This is a genomic window from Aeromonas sp. JL9 (assembly GCF_024436075.1).
GTDB lineage: Bacteria > Pseudomonadota > Gammaproteobacteria > Enterobacterales > Aeromonadaceae > Aeromonas > Aeromonas veronii.
The window spans coordinates 1-18,236 of sequence record NZ_JANFNV010000007.1 but is presented as its reverse complement, the minus strand read 5'-3'; the positions used below and the strand labels follow the sequence as shown (position 1 = coordinate 18,236).

The 18,236-nt window shown below is 60.2% G+C and carries 14 protein-coding genes; 7 read left to right on the top strand and 7 right to left on the bottom strand.

The genetic code is table 11. The annotated features are described in order from the left end of the window. Positions 1–66: 66 nt before the first annotated feature. Both NOM06_RS07380 and NOM06_RS07375 read right to left on the bottom strand, forming a co-directional pair. Positions 67–1,695 carry an alpha-amylase family glycosyl hydrolase gene (locus NOM06_RS07380; protein WP_255910833.1) on the bottom strand — a complete coding sequence of 543 codons (1,629 nt, stop codon included), beginning with the start codon at positions 1,693–1,695 and terminating at the stop codon, positions 67–69. 109 nt (positions 1,696–1,804) lie between these two features. Beyond that, positions 1,805–3,772: a TonB-dependent copper receptor gene (locus tag NOM06_RS07375; protein WP_255910830.1), complete on the bottom strand. Its 1,968-nt coding sequence runs from the start codon at positions 3,770–3,772 to the stop codon at positions 1,805–1,807. Here NOM06_RS07375 and NOM06_RS07370 point away from each other — a divergent pair. After that, positions 3,761–4,021: a hypothetical protein gene (locus tag NOM06_RS07370; protein ID WP_139714664.1), complete on the top strand. Its 261-nt coding sequence runs from the start codon at positions 3,761–3,763 to the stop codon at positions 4,019–4,021. The genes NOM06_RS07375 and NOM06_RS07370 overlap by 12 nt on opposite strands. Here NOM06_RS07370 and NOM06_RS07365 read toward each other — a convergent pair. Beyond that, positions 4,018–4,275, bottom strand: a complete 258-nt coding sequence (locus NOM06_RS07365) for a DUF2442 domain-containing protein (RefSeq protein ID WP_005335997.1) — start codon at positions 4,273–4,275, stop codon at positions 4,018–4,020. The two genes, NOM06_RS07370 and NOM06_RS07365, sit on opposite strands and share 4 nt — an antisense overlap. Before the next feature lie 258 nt (positions 4,276–4,533). On the opposite strand from NOM06_RS07365, the gene NOM06_RS07360 reads away from it, so the two are divergent. Then, a complete protein-coding gene (locus NOM06_RS07360; protein WP_255910827.1) occupies positions 4,534–6,498 on the top strand; it encodes an LTA synthase family protein in 1,965 nt (654 codons plus the stop codon). Positions 6,499–6,589: 91 nt separating this feature from the next. On the opposite strand, the gene NOM06_RS07355 is transcribed toward NOM06_RS07360, so the two are convergent. Further along, on the bottom strand, positions 6,590–7,060 hold the full coding sequence (locus NOM06_RS07355) for an Lrp/AsnC family transcriptional regulator (protein WP_167557698.1): 471 nt from the start codon (positions 7,058–7,060) through the stop codon (positions 6,590–6,592). Between the two features lie 143 nt (positions 7,061–7,203). Between NOM06_RS07355 and NOM06_RS07350 the strand changes: the two genes are divergently transcribed. Continuing rightward, positions 7,204–7,722, top strand: coding sequence for a cyclin-dependent kinase inhibitor 3 family protein (locus NOM06_RS07350; RefSeq protein ID WP_216980033.1), 519 nt, complete (start codon positions 7,204–7,206; stop codon positions 7,720–7,722). Here the strand turns inward: NOM06_RS07350 and metA are convergent, their stop codons facing one another. Further along, positions 7,723–8,670, bottom strand: coding sequence for a homoserine O-succinyltransferase (gene metA / locus NOM06_RS07345; RefSeq protein ID WP_227341866.1), 948 nt, complete (start codon positions 8,668–8,670; stop codon positions 7,723–7,725). Between the two features lie 144 nt (positions 8,671–8,814). Between metA and NOM06_RS07340 the strand changes: the two genes are divergently transcribed. The 4 genes from NOM06_RS07340 to yidA all read left to right on the top strand — a co-directional run bounded on the left by NOM06_RS07340 (position 8,815) and on the right by yidA (position 14,095). Beyond that, the gene (locus NOM06_RS07340; protein WP_255910824.1) at positions 8,815–10,053 is read left to right on the top strand and encodes a DUF3391 domain-containing protein; all 1,239 of its coding nucleotides are present in this window, start codon (positions 8,815–8,817) and stop codon (positions 10,051–10,053) included. A gap of 53 nt (positions 10,054–10,106) precedes the next feature. Continuing rightward, on the top strand, positions 10,107–11,255 hold the full coding sequence (locus NOM06_RS07335; protein ID WP_255910821.1) for a CinA family nicotinamide mononucleotide deamidase-related protein: 1,149 nt from the start codon (positions 10,107–10,109) through the stop codon (positions 11,253–11,255). A 248-nt stretch (positions 11,256–11,503) separates the two neighbouring features. Continuing rightward, positions 11,504–13,171, top strand: a complete 1,668-nt coding sequence (locus tag NOM06_RS07330; protein ID WP_255910818.1) for a FapA family protein — start codon at positions 11,504–11,506, stop codon at positions 13,169–13,171. A gap of 114 nt (positions 13,172–13,285) precedes the next feature. Beyond that, positions 13,286–14,095 (top strand): sugar-phosphatase, encoded by an 810-nt coding sequence (gene yidA, locus NOM06_RS07325; RefSeq protein WP_042056408.1) that lies wholly within the window; start codon positions 13,286–13,288, stop codon positions 14,093–14,095. 109 nt (positions 14,096–14,204) lie between these two features. On the opposite strand, the gene NOM06_RS07320 is transcribed toward yidA, so the two are convergent. Next, the gene (locus tag NOM06_RS07320; protein ID WP_255910815.1) at positions 14,205–17,288 is read right to left on the bottom strand and encodes a transglycosylase domain-containing protein; all 3,084 of its coding nucleotides are present in this window, start codon (positions 17,286–17,288) and stop codon (positions 14,205–14,207) included. Positions 17,289–17,496: 208 nt separating this feature from the next. Next, a complete protein-coding gene (tmaR, locus tag NOM06_RS07315) occupies positions 17,497–17,814 on the bottom strand; it encodes a PTS system regulator TmaR (RefSeq protein WP_005336024.1) in 318 nt (105 codons plus the stop codon). Positions 17,815–18,236: the final 422 nt, after the last annotated feature.

Sequence of the window (18,236 nt, the reverse complement as noted above, 5' to 3'; positions counted from 1 at the left end):
GCCCACAATGACAGAGAGGGCCCCGCGATGGGGCCCTCTCTCATATCAACGCGGGCTGTGGCTGACTTATTGCAGACGCAGGAAACGCCCGCTCAAGGGCGGTATCTCCACCGTCACACTGCTGCCACCGATAGCCAGACTCTCGCCGCTTTGCAGATCCACCAGCGCGCTGCCACTGCGCAGTTTGCCCGTCGGCAGGTTGTAGCTGAGCGCCGTGGTGGAGAGGTTGAGCAGGTAGACTATCTGCTCCCCTGCCGTCTGCTTGATGTCACCATAGAGGCTGCCATCGGCCACCAGTTTGACTCGCTCTCCCTGATAGAGGGCGGGGTGGGCGGCGCGCATCGCCAGCAGCTGGGCGAGCCACTCTTTCAGCTCGGCTTGTTCGCTACCCGGCACAAAGCCGGTGACAGCGGGTACCTTGCCGTCGCTGCGGGCCACATGATCGTCGCACAAGCCCTGCGCCGCACAGTCAACGCTGACCTTGGCAGCAAAGCCCGGCACCTCGTCGCCAAACTCCTCGCCATAGTAGAAGGTGATGGGGCCGGAGCGGGCCGCCATAAAGCTGAAGGCCGCCTTGTGGCGCTGCCAGTACTCGGTCGACTTGAAGTTGCCGCGCTCCAGCAGATCACCAAAACGCACCAGATCGTGGTTGCCCAGCATCAGGTTCGGCATGGCATGATTCGGGTAGTTCTCCACCTTGTTCCAGCTGGCGTCGAGCACGCTGGCCCCCTGGCCGCCCTTGCCGGACTCCTCGACCGCCAGCGCCTGCACGATGCCATAGCGCAACGGGAAGTCAAAGGCTGAGGAGAGCGCCGGATTGTCGCTGCTGCCGTAAGCCTGGGCGCGAATGTCATCAGCCCCCTTCCACACCTCGCCCACCATGTAGCCAAGGGTGCCCCACTGCTGACCGGCGGCCTTGCGCGCCGCGCTGGCCTGCTCCACCTCGCTGCGAATGGCGCGCCAATCATCCAGCCCAAGCTGATAGGCCTGATCGAGGCGCCAACCGTCGATGCCGTACAGCTCGACCCAGTAGCGGGCCACCTCCTTGAAGTAGGCGAGGCTCTCCGGCTTGCTGTAATCCACCAGCTGGCCGGGATAACCCGCACTGCCGCTGGTGAGGGCTGGCAGACGCCCCTCTGGCGAGGGCTTGCTCACCCCCACCTTGTTGACGTGGCCAAACACCCCGTCGAGGAAGACATAGAGGCCACGCTGATGCGCTGCATCCACCAGCTGTTTGAGCTTGGCATTGCTGCCAAAGTTGGGATCCACGGTAAAAAAGTCGCAGGCGAAGTAGCCGGTGGCATCGAGCTTGTTATCGCCGCCTTGCCCCGCGCAGGAGTCGAACACCGGGGTGAGCCAGATGGCGTTGACGTTGAGACTTTTGATGTGGTCGAGACTGTCGATGATCCCCTGCAGATCGCCGTTGTGCTGGGAGGGGCCATAGCCAACGCCGTAGTTGGCGCTGCCGTCACCATCGGCAAACGACTCCACCATCACCTGATAGATGCGCAGGTTGCAGGCGGGTTGATCGTCGCCATAGCAGGCACGACTGGCCGTGGCGACCGGAGGGTGGGTGATCGGCGGATTGACGACGGGGGGAGCGCCCTCCCCACCTGAACTACCGCTGCCGCCGCAAGCGGCAAGTAACAGGGCGGCCCCGAGCAGGCCGCCATAGCGCAACGTTCCCTGTTTCATTGTTATGTTCCCGCTGTGAGAGCAGGCGTCTGATACGCCTGTTTTTCACCATGATAGCGATGCTCACACAGCGGTGTCTGTGACTGAAAACGTTATCTGACTCAACTGGTTAGAGCACACCTGCCGAGGCAAAGCGGTAGTTGACAGAGAGCCAGTAGGAGCGACCCGGCTCGGGGATGCGGCCGCTCTGCTCATAGCCCAACCCGGCCTGACTGGCGTGCACCGACTTGGAGAGGTGCTCGTAGTAGAAGGTGTCGAACAGGTTGTCTACCCCGGCCGAGAGCTGCCACCCCTTGGCAAACTGCCAGGCGCCGCTCAGGTTCATGGTGAAGAAGCCCGGAGTCTCCCCCTGATCCTGACCCGCAACGGTGCCGGAACCGACGTCCACCCTATCCTGCGCTGCCACCGCGCGCCCCAGCAGGGTGAAGTTCAGCGCCTCATTTGGCTGCCAGCCAAGGGCCAGCTTGCCATCGAGCGGTGGCATCTGGGCCAGTGGCTTGTTGTCGCTCTGGTTTTCGCCATAGACCACCGCCAGACCACCGTCGAGACGCCACTGCTCGGCAAACTGCCAGCGCCCCTCCAGCTCGCCACCGCGAGTCTGGGCATCGATATTGCGCACCTTGTTCGACTTGCTGTTGTAGAGCAGGTAATCCTTGATATCGGCGCTAAAGATAGAGAGGGTCAGGTCCAGCTCGCGGCTGCGCAACGCCAGCCCCGCATCCCACTGACGGCTGCGCTCCGGGTTGAGGGTGAACGGGGTGCTGTCCTTGCTGCGCTCCCAGTAGTCCGGCGCACGCTCTGCCTGCCCCCAGGCCAGATAGCTGGACCAGCGTGGCGACCACTGATATTCGTAGCGGCCAAACCCGCTGTTAAGACTCAGGGTATCGCTGTAGAGGGTCTGTTCACCAGCGCCATAGCGGGTGGTCTCTACCCTATCCTGACGGTAACCGCCCTTGTAGCTGTGAGCCCCCTGCTGACGTCCCAGCTCGGCGAAGCCGCCCTGCTGCTCGAAACGCAGGGTGCGCTGACGATCTTTGGTGGCATAGTCGACCCCACTCCGACTGCGATGCTGATCCCGGTTGCTGTCTAGCCCGGCGGTCAGCAGCCAGTCGGCAGGCAGGGCGATATCGTTGGCCCAGCGCCCGCCGGTATTGCGGCGATCCGGGTTGGAGAGCATCTTCATGCCGCTGTTTTGCCGCAGGCTGAAGTTGTCCATGATGTGGTCGATGTAGTTGTCCCACAGGGTCAGCTCGCTGCGCTGCCAGTGAGTGGTGATCTGCTCCTGCTTGAGCTTCAGCCCGAAGGATTCGCGATCAAACATGGGGCCATCCATGGTGCGGTCCGCATAGGCGGCACGGGCATTGCTGCGCTCGGCGGTGAGCTCCAGCCAGGTGTGCTCCCCCGGCGTCCAGCCCAGCTGGGCGGTGCCGTTCTCGCGGCGATAGAAAGATCGCACCTTGTTACCGTGACCATCGCGGTAATCGTCGCTGTCGGAGTGGGTGAACTGACCGCGCAGATAGCCATCAGTCGAACCCGCCGTCATATCCACCATCTGGTCATCGCGGCCAAAACTGCCGTAGAGGGCCGAGGCATCGGCCTTGAGACCCGGCGCGGTGAACTCGGGCCTGTCCCGCTCGAACAGCACAGTTCCCGCCAGAGTGGCCCCCTGCTCGAGGGATTGCGGCCCCTTCAGCACCCGGATCCGATCAAAGGATTGGGGGAACACATAGGCCGTGGGCGGGTCCATCCGGCCGCCACAGCCACCGGCCAGCATGCCACCATCCATCTGCACGTTGAGGCGGGACATCCCCATTCCCCGTAGCACGGGATCGCCGCCCAGCCCCCCTTTGCGCACCATGCTCATGCCGGTGACATTCTTCAGATAACCGGCGCCGTCGGCAGCAGGCATGGGGGAACCGGGCTTCTTGGGATCCAGTGTCACCTCCAGGGTGCTGGCGGGGCGGGTTGCCACCACCACCATGGGATCCAGCTGTTGCACCGGTTCCTGACCGGCAGCGCCGTGACAGGCGAGCCCACCAACCAGCAGGGCAAGGGGTGTGCGCATATGACAAGCCATACATTTTCCTTATGTATTTGTTTGTTTTGTTATTTTCATTCAACCAACCAAACCTTTCAGCAAGGGAAAGGTTTGCCATCTGGCCGCAAAAAAGGCCTGCGGCGCGAAAGCGGCAAGCCTCTGTCAGATGAAGCGAAGGCAAGTTGGCAAAATGTTGCGCAGGTTTTACCCAAGCTGGCTCAGAAAGGCAAACGGGCAAACATTCCAGTAACAGGAATCTGGCGTTGGCTCACAAAAAATGGGGATTAGCTGAAGGCTTCCCGCTCATCGATGGGAGAGATGAGGTGATAGACCTCATGGGCGGATAGCGTGCAGCCAACAGGCCACTCCAGCTGGTGGTGACGGTTGATGAAGACCCGGGCGCAATGACGCTCGCTCTCCAGCTTTGCAAATAGCGGCTGGGTTCGCCAGGGGGTCAGATCCAGCACCCCCGTGGTGCCATCCGATAACACCAGAAACAGGCGCCATCCCCGCACATACTCGACATCGATAAAGACCGGCATCCCTTCGGCTCCGATTTAGATAATTCGCGGCAATTATAAACACCCATCCCCCATCCATACGCGCTGTGGCTCACATTTTATCCAGCAGGTTATGCTGTGCTCATTAGTGGCGCGACATCACATTTTTAGATGATAAATGTGTTAATTCCGGTTTTTAACAAAATTGAATGCAACCTTAACCAGTTCGATCTGTCATAACCTCACAACAAGTAAAAAACGTCTGTGGACAGGCGCTTACAGTCTCATTCAGGAACAAACATGACAGATCTAAAACAGCGACTCGGCCCGTTCTGGCCCTTCGCCGTCTTTTGCGCGCTCGCGCTTTTTTCTCTCTCTTTCAGCCGAATCGCCCTCGGTCTCTGGCAACTGGAACGGGTGGATGCCGTGGCCGGTTGGCAGGAGATGCTGCTGCAAGGGATCCGGGTCGACTTTGCTACCCTCTGCTGGGTCTGGGGTGTACCCGCCATGCTCACTCTGCTGCTGGCCGGCCCCCATGCCATCGGCCGAGGCTGGCTGCAACTGATGCGCGTCTGGCTGACCGTCGGACTCTGGCTGATGCTGTTCCTCGAGATCTCCACCCCCTCGTTTGTCACCGAGTATGGCGTGCGTCCCAACCGTCTCTATGTGGAGTACCTCATCTATCCGAAAGAGGTGTTCGCCATGCTGTGGGCAGGCCGCAAAGCCGAGCTGCTGCTGGCGTTACTCTTCAGTGGCGCCGCGCTGACCGGCGGTTGGTGGCTGAGCGGCCGTCTGGTACGCGGTCTCAGCTTCCCCCGCTGGTATCTACGTCCGGCCTTCGCCCTGCTCATTCTGGCCATAGGTTTTCTCGGTGCCCGCTCCAGTCTCGGCCACCGCGCCTTGAACCCGGCCATGGTCGCCTTTGCCGAGGATCCGCTGGTCAACTCGCTCACCGTCAACTCCGCCTACTCCCTCTTCTTTGCCATGAAGCAGATGGGCGCCGAGGAGGATGCCGGCCAGTTTTACGGCGAGATGACGGAGCAGAAGGTGCTCGAGGTCATGCGCAAGGAGAGTGGCCGTCCGGCCAGTGATTTCAACTCCGAGCTGCTGCCCAGCCAGACCTTCAACGAGGCGAGCTTCCAGGGTAAACCGAAGAATCTGGTGATCCTGCTGCAGGAGAGTCTGGGTGCCCAGTTTGTCGGCTCCCTCGGTGGCCTGCCGCTCACCCCCAACATCGATGCCCTGTCGCAGCAGGGCTGGGCCTTCGAGCAGCTCTACGCCACCGGCACCCGCTCGGTGCGTGGTATCGAGGCAGTACTGACCGGCTTCACGCCAACCCCGGCACAGTCGGTGGTCAAACTCGGCAAGAGCCAGACCAACTTCTTCACCATCGCGGATCTGCTCAAACAGCGGGGCTACGACACCAGCTTTATTTACGGCGGCGAGAGTCACTTCGACAACATGCGCAGCTTCTTCCTCGGCAACGGCTTCACCACCATCATCGAACAGAAGGATTTCGACAATCCGGTGTTCAAGGGCTCATGGGGCGCATCCGATGAGGATCTGATGGCCAAGGCCGACGAGACCTTCAAGGCACTGCACAAAGAGGGCAAACCCTTCTTCAGTCTGGTATTCAGCTCCAGCAATCACGATCCGTTTGAATTCCCGGACAACCGCATCGAACTCTTCGAGCAACCCAAACAGACCCGCAACAACGCGGCCAAGTATGCGGATTACGCCATCGGCGAGTTCTTCAAGAGGGCGAAACAGTCCGAATACTGGAAGGATACCCTGTTCTTGGTCATCGCCGACCACGACAGCCGGGTCGGTGGCGCCAGTCTGGTGCCCATCCCCCGCTTCCATATTCCGGGGGTTATCGTGGGCGACGGCATAGTGCCGAGAAAAGATCCGCGCGTCGTCAGCCAGATCGATATGGCGCCGACCCTGCTCTCACTGATGGGGATCAGTGCCGACTACCCCATGCTCGGCAAGGATCTGACCCGCATGCCCGCCGACTGGCCGGGGCGCGCCATCATGCAATACGACAAGAACTTCGCCCTGATGCGCGGCAAGGATGTGGTAATCCTGCAACCGGAGCGCGCGGCAGAAGGCTATGTCTACGATGGTGCCAGTGAGAAGCTGACCCTGGCGGCGCAGCCGGACGCCTTGAAGGAGGATGCCCTTGGTCTGGCCCTGTGGGGCAGCATGGCCTATCAGAAGAGCCTCTATCAGACGGCCAAGGATGAACGCACCGCCGCCAATTGAGCCACCCGTACTGATTCAGCCGATAGCAGAATGGAAAAAACCGCCAGCTGGCGGTTTTTTCTATCTATCCATACTGTCGGCCCACTGGCCGTTATGGCTGGGGAAAGCAGGGCAGGGAGCGGCTGAACTTGTGCTCGAACACCAGCGAGGTTTCGAGGTGCACCACCTCCTCGCGGGATGTGAAGTGATCAAAGACGAAGTTGCGCAGGTGCTCTGTATCGGCCACGCAGAGGTGTACCAGAAAATCGTCCTTGCCCCCCATGTGGAACAGACTGATCACTTCGGGCAGCATCAGGATCGCATCGCGAAAATCGTCTATGATCTGGCGACTGTGCCGGGCCAGCTGCAGGGAGACCATGGCCTGAATGTGACCCCCGAGGGCCTGATAATCCACTTCGCAGTGCGCCCCCTTGAGCACGCCATCCTGCTGCAGCTTGCGCACCCGTTCCAGACAGGTGGAGGGGGCAACGCCCACCAACGCGGCCAGATCCTTGTTGGTCATGCCCGCATCCCGAAACAGATGGGCCAGGATATCCAAATCCAGTTGATCCAGGTTTCTCATCTTAACTCCTTGAACCGCTCAATTTTTTAGACTCTGCCCGTAAACTGGGGCAAACACAACGGCCATTGACATCCCCCCTGCCCCGCCTATCCTTGGCGCCATTCACCGGCCGCAGCCCTGTGGCCACCACGCGAGGATCCGCCATGCACCCGTATCACCCTTTCTGGAGCCTTGAGGTTCCCCGTGTCGATGGTCAGCTGCTGCTGACCCCCTGCCCCGGCACCCAGCAGGTGCCGCTGACCCTGGCGCTCGATCAACTGCGGCTGGCCGGTGCCCACGGGGTGGTGACCCTGATGACGAGCGCCGAGTTGACCCGACTCGAACTGGCGCAGCTCGGCCAGCAGGTCGAGCACGAAGGAATGCGCTGGCTCCACCTGCCCATCGAGGATGATCTGGCCCCCGATGCAGCCTTCGAGGCCGCCTGGCAACAGGCGCTGCCGCAGCTGCGCGAGCTGCTGGGGGATGGCAAACATCTGGTCATCCACTGCAAAGGGGGCAGCGGTCGTACCGGTCTGGTCGCCGCCGCGCTGCTGATGACCCTCGGCCAGCCACAGCAAGAAGCGATGGCCGCTATCAAGGCCCACAGACCCAAGGCGTTTACCCTGGCCTGCCACCGCCAGTGGCTCGACCAGCTGGCCCAGCGGCTGGAGCTGGGCGACTGACTACTTGCCCCCTTGGTCATAGGTGAAGACCTTGCCGATATCCTCCACCCGATAGCTGGTGAGCTGATAGACGTAGTAGTTGAGCCAGTTGGCAAACAGCAGATGACCATGGCTGCGCCAGCTGGCGCGCGGGGTCTTGCCCGGATCGTTATTCGGGTAGTAGTTGACCGGAATAGCCGGGTCAAGGCCCGCCGCCAGATCCCGTTGGTACTCCCCATCGAGAGTCAGGGCGTCGTACTCCGGATGCCCGGTGACAAACACCTGACGACAATCCTTGGTCGCCGCCAGATAAACCCCCGCCTCTTCTGACTCGGCAAAAATCTGCAGATCGGTGTGGGCGCGGATCAAATCGCCATCAAACGCCGCATAGCGGGAGTGGGGCGCGACAAACTCGTCATCGAAACCACGCAGCAGCGGTTCGTGCTCATCGAGGCGATGATGATGATACACACCGGAGAGCTTCTCGCCACGGGTCTGCTTCTCCATGCCGTAGAGTGCCTTGAGCGCCGCCTGCACCGCCCAGCAGAGGAACAGGGTGGAGGTAACATGCTGATGGGACCACTCGATGATCTCGACGATGCGCGGCCAGTAGACCACCTCCTCGAACTCCACCAACCCGAGCGGCGCCCCAGTGATGATCATGCCGTCGTAGTTGTTGCCACGCACCTGCTCGAAGTCGTGATAGAAGTTCTCCAGATGGGCCTGCGGCGTGTTCTTTGACTCCCTGTCATCGATGCGCAGCAGATCCACATCCACCTGCAGCGGCGAGTTGGAGAGCATCCGCATCAGCTGGATCTCGGTCTCAATCTTCTTTGGCATCAGGTTGAGGATGAGCACCCGCAGCGGGCGGATGTTCTGGGTGACGGCCCGGGATTCCGTCATCACGAAGATGTTCTCCTGCCCCAGCACTTCGGCGGCGGGTAACTGATCCGGGATCTTGATCGGCATGCTTACTCCCTGTACTGCATCAGTAAATATGTCTGGACATCCAGAAGCCTATAATAAAGCTCCTGCCCTGTCATCAGATACCTTTTGTATTCACCCCCGCCTTTGACTAGCATACGGCTCAGTGTGTCTCCTGCTTCCAAGATAATGACCGGTATCAAGATTTCCGTAGATCGACTGCAAGTCGGCAACTATGTATCCCTGCCACTGGGGTGGCGCGAACACCCGTTCCTGTTTTCCAGCTTCAAGATCAAAAGTGAAGAAGAGATCGAGCTGATCCGCCGTCTCGGCCTGAAACTGGTCACCATCATTCCCGACAAGAGCGACGTTCCGCCCAAGCCCCTCAATCAGGTACAACCTCAGCAACAAGAGAGCGCAGACGCCGCCCAGCGTCAGGCCCAGATGCAGCAGGAGAAAGATCGCCGCATCGAGCAGTTGCAGCAGTATCGTCGCAACCTGCAGCAGTGCGAGAAACAGTTTCAGCAGTCGCTGGCCCAGGTGCGCAGCGTGATGAGCAAGCTCCAGTCCCGCCCCCTCAATGCCATCGGCGAGGCGCAGGAGCTGGTCAACGCCATGACAGAACAGCTGCTCTCGGTGGACGAGATGGTGCTCCATCTGGTCTCCGACAGCGAGGATGGCAACAACCTCTACTTCCACTCCCTCAACGTCAGCGTACTCAGCATGCTGCTGGCCAAGGAGTGCAACATGTCGGCCGACCAGATCCGCCATATCGGTATGGGGGCGCTGTTCCACGATATCGGCAAGTTGAAGATCCCGAGCCAGATCCTGCGCAAGACCGAGCCGCTGACCAAGCCGGAGCAGAACCTGATGGCCCAGCACCCGCGCTACGGGCTGGATCTGCTCAATCTGGCCAAGGATTTCCCGGCCGAGGCGAAGGGGATCGTGCTCCATCACCACGAATATCTTGATGGCAGCGGGCCGGAAGGGCTCAAAGGTGGCCAGCTCGATCCGCTGACCCAGATGGTGTCGCTGATCAACGAATACGATAACCTCTGCCACATGCAGGCCAAGGTGCCCTACTCAGCCCTGAGCGGCCTCTACAAGCAGCGCAAGGCGCAGTTCAATCCGGAGTACCTCAGCATGCTGATCCGGTTGATGGGGATCTATCCCCCCGGCAGCGTGGTGCAACTCTCCAACGGTCAGGTGGGGCTGGTGATGTCGGTCAACGCTTCCCGCCTGCTCTACCCCTCGGTGCTGGTCTACGATCCGCGCATTCCCCGTCAGGAAGCGGCCATCATCGACCTGCAGCAAGCCGAACTGTCGATCGCCAAGGTGATCCACCCCAAACGGCTGCCGCCCGCCGTGTTCGAGTACCTCAATCCGCGTACCCGGATCAGCTACTACTTCGAGCACAACAAAGCCTGATTGTGTTGGCCCAAGACCAACCGTTGCCACCCGTTTAATCCAAGGAGCCTGCCATGCGTATCGAGATCATCAGTACCGGAGACGAGATAGTGACGGGTCTGGTGGTTGATACCAATGCAGCCTGGCTCAGCGCTCTGCTGCTGGAACAGGGGTGGCAGGTGCGCCGTCGCCTGACGGTGGGGGACAACCTCGCTGACCTGAAAACGGTGCTGCAAGAGAGTGCCAGCCGCGCCGAGGTGGTGATGGTGTGTGGAGGACTCGGGCCCACCGCCGACGACCTCACTGCTCAGGCAGCCGCTGAAGCCTTTGAACAGCCGCTCACCCTCTTCCCCGACTGGCTTGCTACCATCACGGCCCGCTACGCCAGCCGTGGTCGCCCCATGGCACAAAGCAATGCCAAACAGGCCAGGTTGCCACAGGGGAGCGAAATCCTCGACAACCCGGTCGGCACCGCCTGCGGCTTTGTGGTGCGAAGTGGCCAGAGCCAGCTCTTCTTCACCCCGGGCGTGCCGTTCGAGTTCAAACAGATGGTGCGCGAGCAAATTCTGCCGCGCCTCAAACAGCTGGCCGGGGCGCAGATCGACACCGAGCTGCGTCGCTTTTACACCTTCGGCATCTCGGAATCTGCCCTCAGCGATATGCTGGATGCCGAACCCTGGCCAGCCGGCATCGAGCTGGGTTACCGCTCCTCCATGCCCCTTATCGAGCTGAAGCTGATCGGCCACGGCGCCAGTGCCGCTGACATGGAGAGTGCAGAGCGCCGACTGCTGGATACGATCCGCCCCTGGCTGGTTGGCTGCGGAGATACGGAACCGGCGCAGCAGATCCTTGCGCTGCTGCAAGGCAAACCGCTGACTCTGCTGGAGGGAGAGAGTGGCGGCGCCCTGCTGGCGCTTTGTCACGGCCATCCCCGGCTGGAAGCACGCTTCAGCGCGCAACTGGCCGATGAGCTGGCACAACTGCCGACCACCGATGCAGGCCTGCAACTGACCATTGGGCGAGAGGGTGCAGAGGGGGTGCCACTGCTGCTCAGCGCCGATGGCATGCACATCGGTCAGACGGTCAAGGTCAGCCACCCCGACCCGGAGAGCCGCCGCAAGATCCTCGCCTTTGCCGCCCTCGATATGCTGCGCCGCCATATGCTGGGTGAGCCGGTGCTCGGCGATTACCTCACCCTGGCCAGAACAGCCCAACGCAGCTGATAACCCCCCCCTGCCAGCGACCTTATGTCGCTGGCGCTGCGATCCGCCTTTTCACTCCGTTTCCAAACAGCGCCCACATTTATCTGGCCGCCATCACCGATTTGACTTCAATTCATTGACCATTCAGAGGAAATATCTGAATACTGCCCACTCTCAGGGTTGGCGACTCGCTTTATTAATCATTGAGAGATTAAATGACAGTAGAGGAGCGAGCCGATCGTTCCGTTCTCATCCAGCAAGGAGATGCGGTGTTAAGCAAAGAGTGGTTGCTGCTATCAAGCGATATGGAACTGGTCTGCCTGCGGATTGCCGCCGGTCTCACCAAACCAGTCACGGAACAGGATGTGCAGGCTCTGCTGCTCGCTTCCAACTGTCGCCGCTATCAGCCGCTGCCCGAGGGGATCAAACAGGCCATCAGCCTGCTCAATACCCTGCTCACCAACCCTGCCGCCCCCGTCCCTGCCAACCCCATCCCCATCGGCAAGCGTCAGGATGCCCGACTCGCCGTAATAGTGGAGAAGGATCGCATGAGCGCCATCGCCCAGATCACTGCCGACTGGGGGGGCAAGTATGTGACGCTGGAACAGCTGAAAGAGGCGATCGCCATCAGCGAAATCAAACAGGGGGTGAGTGAGCAACTGCTCACCGCTGCCATCCAGTCAGCCAAGGAGGCCGCCCCCGGCAGCCAGCTCAAGCTGGTAATTGCCAACGGCCAGCCTGCCGTCAATGGTCAGGACACTCGCTATGAGCGGCTGGTGGAGACCCCGGCCGAACGGATCCTCAAACCACAGGAGTTGGGGCATGGCAAGGTCGACCTGCGGGATCTCGGCTCCATCGTCACCGTCAAGGCCGGCGCTCCGCTGATGCGCCGTCATCCAGCCACCGTCGGGGTGCCCGGTTTTACCGTGACCGGTCAGGATCTGCCCGCCAAGGATGGCAAAGACAGCCCGATGAGTGCAGGCGAGGGCACCTTCATCTCCCCCGACGATCCCGACCTGCTGATTGCCGGTCGGGCTGGCCTGCCCTGTCAGGAAAAAGCAGGCATGAAGGTGGACGAGGTGCTCAGCGTCAAACAGGTGGATGCCCGCCACGGCCACATTGATTTTGAAGGGGGCTTAATCGTCAGCGGCGACGTCAACCCGGGCATGAAGATCAGGGTCAGCGGTGACATCGTGATTGGCGGCTTTATCGAAGGGGGCTGGATCGAAGCTGGGGGCAGCATCACGGTACGCCACGGCATCATTGGCCGCCGCAACGAGCAGGGAGAGTACCTTTGCCAGCTCAATGCGCAGGGGGAGATCCACGCCAGTTACGCCCAGTATGCCCAGCTGGAAGCGGGGGGGGATATCCAGATCCAGAGCCAGCTCAGCCACTGCTACTCCCGCAGCGGACAAGATATCAAGGTAGGCGATAGCAACATGCGCAAAGGCACTCTGCTGGGGGGTACCAGCATTGCCAATCGCCTGATCATGGCCCCCAGCCTGGGGGCCGAGGCCGCCAACCATACCCGGCTGCAGATCCTCGGCGGCTACTTCACCCACAAGGAGCAGGAACACCAGCTCAAGCTGCGCCAGCAGACGTGTCAGGCCCAGCTGGAGAAAATCAAGGAGCTGGTCATGAAGTTGCTGCAACTACCCGGCGACAAGCGCAATCCGGATACCCTGCGCAAGCTCAAACCGATCCGGGACCATCAGCTGGCCGAACTGGCCCAGCTCGATGAGCAGCTCACCGCCAACCAGGAGGAGCTGCGAAACTTGATGGCTCAGATGGAGGTCATTGCCACCCAACACCTCTACTCCGGCATCGAGGTCGAGATGGCCAGCTTCAAACGCAAGGTTACCATCACCCGAGGCCCTACCCGCCTGACCATCCATGATGAAACCCTGGAGATGACCCCTTACGAGGGACACAAATAGCTAAACCGGCACGGCCCCATCGCTGAACCGGCCGTGATCCCGCCGCCGATTTTCGCTACACTCGCCACTTCCTTGGCCCCACCGGGCGGGCCACCCAGACTCAGGTAGTGAGAGATGTACAAGCTGATCGCATTGGATATGGATGGCACCCTGCTCAACCCGCAGGGCCAGATTACTCCCCGCACCCACGCCGCCATCAGCGCCGCGCGCGCCAAAGGGGTAACCGTTGTGCTGGCCTCCGGCCGCCCGCTGGAAGGGATGAGCCGCTATCTGGAAGAGCTCGGCCTCACCACAGAGCATGACTACGTCATCTGCTACAACGGCGCTCTGGTGCAACAGGTGGCTGATCAGCGCATCATCCGCAGCCAGCTGCTGACCGGCAGTGACGCCAGCGCCGTCGCCAAACTGGCTGATGAGCTGGAAGTGAACGTTCACGGTTTCTCGGTCACCCGCGGCCTGATCAGTCCCCGTGTCAGCACCTACACCGAGCACGAATCCCGCCTGATCGGCATGCCGATCAATCTGATCGACTTCGCCACCCTGCCTGCCGACGAGCAGATCATGAAGGTGATGATGATCGACGAGCCGCCCCAGCTCTCCCGCGCCATCGAGCGACTGCCTGCAGAGCTCTATGAGCGCTATACCGTGGTACAGAGCGCCCCCTTCTTCCTCGAGTTCATGAACAAGCAGAGCAACAAGGGAACCGGCGTCGCCGCGCTGGCCGAGCACCTTGGCCTGACCGCCGATCAGGTGATCTGCGTCGGGGATGCGGGCAACGATCGCCACATGATCGAATACGCTGGCCTCGGGGTTGCGATGGGCAATGCCACCGACGAGATCAAGGCTCTCGCCCAGCACACCACTGCCCGCAACGATGAAGATGGCGTGGCTCAGGTGATCGAGCAGTTCGTACTGAACGCCTGATCCCAATCGAGCGCCGCGGCGCCCGATAAGGAAATAAAAACGGGGAGGCTGTCAGCCTCCCCGTTTTTTCTGGTCAGTTATCTGCGTGATGAGCGGTAATTCGCTCGCATCACTGGTTCGCCAGACACTGGGTATGGGAGCCCGGTTGCAGGTAAGGCGTCAGCAGGGGAGCCATCCCCTTGAGCACCTGCACCGGCAGCGCCGAGGTGAAGCGGAACTTGTCAGACTGGCTACCCGGTACATAGGCGGTCAGGGTACCGAAGTGATCCTCACCCAGATAGAAGACGAAGGTTGCGGTGCGGTTGCGCGCCAGCGAGCTGGTCACGTTGCCATAACGGCCCACGGTTTCAATCCGGTTATCCCCGGTCCCGGTCTTGCCCCCCATCTGCAGCACAGTGCCATCCGGCAGGGCAAAGGCACCGGCGATACGTCTTGCCGTGCCCCCTTCAACCACCTTGGAGAGCGCACTGCGCAGGGCTGCCGCCACCTCTGCTGGCATCACCCGGGTACCCTCGGTGTGCTGCGGCTCAAACTCGGTCTCGAAAGGAGTCCCCTTGGCGAACGAGAGGTGCTCGATACGTAAGGTTGGCGAGCGGATACCGCCATTCTGGATAATCCCCATCAGCTCGGCCAGTGCAGCCGGGCGATCGCCGGAGCTACCCAACGCGGTCGCCAGCGAAGGCACCAGATGGTCGAACGGGTAACCGAGCTTGGCCCAGCGCTGATGGATATCGAGGAAGGCTTCAACCTCCAGCATGGTGCGGATCCGGCTGTCACGGGCACTGCGATGACGGGTCTTGAACAGCCAGCTGTAGACCTCCTGCCGCTCGTCACGACTGGCCGCCACCGCGTCGGCAAAGGTCGCCTTGTCGAACTCCTTGAGATAGGCCAGCAGCCACAGCTCCAGCGGGTGCACCCGGGCGATGTAGCCCTGATCCGGTAGTGAATACTTGCCCGGGCCATAGCTGACGTAGAGCTGATTGACCCGCTTGGCGCTCAACTTCTCCCGCGGCAACCGCTCCGCCAAGAAGGCAGCAAATGCGGCTTCGCTGGCTTCCGGCATCAGGTAGCGGTGAACCGCCGCCAGACGTACCGCACTCGGCTTGAGACCGTCGAGGAAGGTATCGAGCTGCTCCTCGGGGGTCTTGCCGCGATATTTGCGCCAGAAGCGCAGCAGATAGGTCTGCCCCTCTTTGTCGGCAAATTTGGCCAGATACTCCTGACGACGGGGATCCTTGTCGTCCTTGAGCAACTGAGCACGGTTGCCCTCCTTGTAGAGGCTGTAGCGCACGATATCGCGCATCAACCGCACAAAGGGCAAGTTAATCGACTCACGCAGAGAGTCACGCAACGTCGGAATACGATTGTTATCCTCGCGGCGGAAGTTGTTGAAGGTGTGCATGCCGCCACCGGTAAAGAACCCTTCGTTGGGGCTGGCGGAGTATTTGCGATCCAGCGCCGCTTCCAGCATCACAGGCAGGCTCTTGTCCTGAGCCGTCATCAGATAGGAGATGGCCCAGCGGCTGAGGTTGTCCTGAGAGACGGCAGCCAGCTTGCGCAGATTCTCGACCGGCATCCCGGCATAGTTATCGTGCAGCTCGGCCACGATCTCCAGATAGGTAGTCAGCACCCGCAACTTGGCGGTTGAGCCCAACTCCAGCTTGGAGCCTTCATTGATATCAAACGGCTGATCGGTGTTGTCGGTCTGCACCCGCACCTTGAACCCTTCCGGCGATTTCTCAAACAGGGTGAAGCTGTAGCGCACATCGCCGGTTTTCTCCGGCGAGAGCAGGCGCTCACCAAACAGTCCCACCTGAGCGGCAAACGTCGGGTCGGCTAGCTGCTGCAGATAACGGGATACTTCATTTTGCAGCGGCATATTGAGGCTGGTATCGGCGGTCAGATCCATCCGGTCGAGGTCATAGAGCTGCACCCCGAGCTGACGGCTCAGGCGAGTACGGGCAACCTGCAACCCCTTGTTATTGTTCACCCGGGTGATAGCCGGGGACTGCAGGAAGTCACGGAACGAAATCTTGGCCTTGAGCGCCGCCTCCATCAGAGGTGGCGTGATCATTCCCTCCTGCACAAACAGGCGCAGGTAGCTGTCGGTCAGGGTAGCCAATGCCTCTCGCCCTTGAGCCAGATAGTAAGAGGGACGGCGGTGCGCAATCATCAAAGAGACAACCTGACGCAGGGCAAGCCCCTGTTCGGCCAGCGGCGCATTCTGGTTGCGGGCGGGATCCAGCAGACGGTTCACATCATCGACGTTGGCACCAAACCAGACCCAGAGGCCATCTCCCAGACCATGTACTTCACCATATCCCGGCGCAGCCGAGAGCGGTACCGAGTTGAGGTAGGCCCAAGCGACCAGTTTGCGCGCTTCGAGGGTTTCCGGCCCGAGACGATAGGCCCGCACGCTGGCAGAGGCCATCTGACGGATCTTCTCGGTCGGCGACAGGGTCAGGCCATCCGGCGAGTGGCGATACTTCTCCACCTGGGTCGCCAGGGTACTGCCACCGGCAGATTGATCCTGCATATCGAGCGCCTTGCCCACTTGAGAGAGCGCGGCCTTGGCAAAACGGGGCCAGTCGACCGCCGGGTTGGCCAACGGCTCTTCGTTGCTCAGCAAGTCGCGGTTCTCGATAAACAGCAGCGACTGGATGACGAGCGGCGGAATGGAATCAAAATCCGGATAGTGATGGGTCGGATACTTGAATTGATAGAAGGGCTCGGCGCGGCAATCGTGCAGCGTCAGGCCAGCCTGCACCTTCTCGGTATAGGGCACGAAGAAGCCACGACTGGCGTAGTCATAGAGTGCGTCGGAGAAATGTACCTGCTTGCTGACTTCATAGCCCCGCTGCAGCAGGCGCTCCTGCATCATCGGCAGTTGCACATAGCCGAGCCGCTTGTCGAACGGGCCATCCTCTGGGAAAGCGATCTGCTTGCTCTGGCCAGGCTCGACCTGATAGGTGAGCTTGGCGGCATAGCGGGAGATCTCCTGAGATTGCAGCTTCGAGGTTTTCATCTCATAGCCAACCAGAGCGATCACCGCCCCCAGGCACAATAAAAAGAGAAAACAGAACAGCCAACGCCACCAAGGACGGCGCTTGCGCTTTGGGTTCCCGTCCGAGGTCTGGACAGATGAATCTTGAGATGCCACTTGTGTCAAATCCGTCTGTTCTGATGCGCCCATATCAGCCCCACCATGGTTGCGCAATTTATTGTGTTTCACTCAAGCTTAGTCTTTTCAAGTCAATGGCTTGAAACTATTGACCGCTTTGTGGTGATGGTAACAGGGCAATTCTAAAAAGGGGAGCCGATTGTTGCAGGAGTGGCAGAGATCCGAGCTGATAACAAAACACCGGCCAGTGGCCGGTGTCTCTTAAGCGAAAGCTGAACGCTTATTTGTGAGAGCTCATGCCCTTCAGTTTGGTGCTCAGCTCTTTACGCTCTTTGGAGAGCTCGGCGTTCTTGATGATGTGGTCATCCACGCGCTCTTCATAGTCGGCACGCATGTTGGCGATGATCGCCTGCACATCATCAATGCTCATGCCCGGCTTGATGTAGTCGCTCAGGTTGTCGAGCAGCAGCACGCGCTTCTGGTTGTCACGGATCTTCTTCTCGTTATCCGCAATTTCACGCTTGAGTTTGTTCTGGCGACGGGACATACGCACATATTCCAGTACATCGCTGAAGGTGGACTTGTTTACTTGTTCCATATCGATACCACTGACTTAAGGTTGATAAAAACTGGCCAAGTTACACCTGAAGCCCGACACACTCGGCCCGGGACAGGCAAACTCAAGATGCCCTTACTCTACCGAGTTATAAGCGAGATACAACCCTAATCGCGCGCCATGAACAGAGTTTGGCCAAAAGTAAACCAGTTAAAATGGCCAGTAATCCATCAGATAAGGGCTTGATATGGATACAAAATGGAGGAGATGACAGGGTTTTAGTTCTCTTCCTCTAGATAAATGCTAACACTGGCTGTTTAACACGCTAAAAATACAAAAGCCCGGTCGTGAAGCCGGGCTTTGTATTGGTTCCGATGTGCAAATATGTGTAGTGGTCTAATCATCCCGGACACCATTTTAGGTGGTACAGTCGCCACCATGACCTGAGGTGTTCAATGACAAGA

Excerpts from the sequence above, each read along its gene's own strand:
- NOM06_RS07380 (WP_255910833.1), bottom strand. The coding sequence starts at position 1,695 with ATGAAACAGGGAACGTTGCGCTATGGCGGCCTGCTCGGGGCCGCCCTG.
- NOM06_RS07370 (WP_139714664.1), top strand. The coding sequence starts at position 3,761 with ATGACAAGCCATACATTTTCCTTATGTATTTGTTTGTTTTGTTATTTT.
- NOM06_RS07375 (WP_255910830.1), bottom strand. The coding sequence starts at position 3,772 with ATGGCTTGTCATATGCGCACACCCCTTGCCCTGCTGGTTGGTGGGCTC.
- NOM06_RS07365 (WP_005335997.1), bottom strand. The coding sequence starts at position 4,275 with ATGCCGGTCTTTATCGATGTCGAGTATGTGCGGGGATGGCGCCTGTTT.
- NOM06_RS07360 (WP_255910827.1), top strand. The coding sequence starts at position 4,534 with ATGACAGATCTAAAACAGCGACTCGGCCCGTTCTGGCCCTTCGCCGTC.
- NOM06_RS07355 (WP_167557698.1), bottom strand. The coding sequence starts at position 7,060 with ATGAGAAACCTGGATCAACTGGATTTGGATATCCTGGCCCATCTGTTT.
- NOM06_RS07350 (WP_216980033.1), top strand. The coding sequence starts at position 7,204 with ATGCACCCGTATCACCCTTTCTGGAGCCTTGAGGTTCCCCGTGTCGAT.
- metA (WP_227341866.1), bottom strand. The coding sequence starts at position 8,670 with ATGCCGATCAAGATCCCGGATCAGTTACCCGCCGCCGAAGTGCTGGGG.
- NOM06_RS07340 (WP_255910824.1), top strand. The coding sequence starts at position 8,815 with ATGACCGGTATCAAGATTTCCGTAGATCGACTGCAAGTCGGCAACTAT.
- NOM06_RS07335 (WP_255910821.1), top strand. The coding sequence starts at position 10,107 with ATGCGTATCGAGATCATCAGTACCGGAGACGAGATAGTGACGGGTCTG.
- yidA (WP_042056408.1), top strand. The coding sequence starts at position 13,286 with ATGTACAAGCTGATCGCATTGGATATGGATGGCACCCTGCTCAACCCG.
- NOM06_RS07320 (WP_255910815.1), bottom strand. The coding sequence starts at position 17,288 with ATGGGCGCATCAGAACAGACGGATTTGACACAAGTGGCATCTCAAGAT.
- tmaR (WP_005336024.1), bottom strand. The coding sequence starts at position 17,814 with ATGGAACAAGTAAACAAGTCCACCTTCAGCGATGTACTGGAATATGTG.